Annotated in this window: 2 protein-coding genes; both read left to right on the top strand. The window is 50.4% G+C overall.

The annotated features are described in order from the left end of the window. The first annotated feature begins 170 nt into the window (after positions 1-170). A complete protein-coding gene (locus J4G07_19710) occupies positions 171-512 on the top strand; it encodes a hypothetical protein (protein ID MCE2416217.1) in 342 nt (113 codons plus the stop codon). A gap of 2 nt (positions 513-514) precedes the next feature. After that, positions 515-1,077, top strand: a 563-nt coding sequence (locus J4G07_19705; protein ID MCE2416216.1) for a DUF4129 domain-containing protein, incomplete at its 3' end; no start/stop codon positions are given.

Here is a 1,077-nt window from a genome sequence, read left to right as displayed (position 1 = left end):
GGTTGGTGAGCCTCATCATTGCTACCTTCACGATGCCGATCAGTGTCATCGGCGCTACACTCCTCTACTTTGACTTGCGGATTCGGAAAGAGGCTTATGATATCGAGATGCAGGTAACGGATTAGGCACCCGTTTCCACGCTTTTCACACACAACGTTAAGGAAATCGGAATGCCCGACGATCAACGCACCAACCTTGCTGGCACAATTGTCACGCTGTATCGTAATCACTGGAGACTGTTCTGGTGGATTATGATGCCGGTTGCGATCATCGCACCGAATCTCGCACAGATTCGCGACGCGTTATCACCTCTCAAATTCTTGAGCCTCTTCGTCGGTGGTGATATTGAGGTTGTACTGCCGGAGTTATTGAGTGTCCCTGTTACTGTGGCAATTCTTATAGTCAAAGGTTTGATTGCTACCTGCCTTGTACCGATTTGGGCGATTTTAACGACGCTTCTTTATCTGGAACGGGTAGATGTGAAGCCGGATACTATAAAAGAGGCAATATAACTGTGAAAAAGTGGATTTGCGTTGGTGTTATCATCTGTTTGATTGCGGTTTCTCAACTTTTCGCGATGACGGTTGAAGAGCGGACATTTCGTGAAGAGTTAAAGACGCGGGCAGAGATGGATGTCTCTTACGAAGAATACCGAAAGGCTTTGGCGAAGATCCTTGAACCAAGGGACGGATGGGACGGGGATCTCAGGTATGTGTTGTTCCCACTTGGAGCCGTCGCACTGGTGATTGTGGTCGCCTTTTTTATCCGACAGATCAGGACGCACCTGATTGTTGAAGCGCACGACGATGCCGCAAATACCACGCAGGCGCGCGTAGAGACAGAGCAAGCTGCACTTGCCCACGCCGAAACAGCGGAGGCAGCGAACGACTTTCGCAGTGCCCTCCGCTATCTGTATCTCTCCGCAATTTTGCACCTTCAGGAGCGCGGTGTACTCCCTTACGATAGAAGTCTCACCAATCGCGAATATCTTTATCAAACACAAGAGGACATCGACTTGCAGGCGACGCTCGGACCCGCGGTTACCGTTTTCGACGAGGTGTGGTACGGACACAAGCC

It is taken from the genome of Candidatus Poribacteria bacterium (assembly GCA_021295715.1).
Taxonomy (GTDB): domain Bacteria; phylum Poribacteria; class WGA-4E; order WGA-4E; family WGA-3G; genus WGA-3G.
The sequence above is the reverse complement of the archived record's forward strand: the minus strand, read 5'-3'. Positions and strand labels throughout refer to the sequence as shown.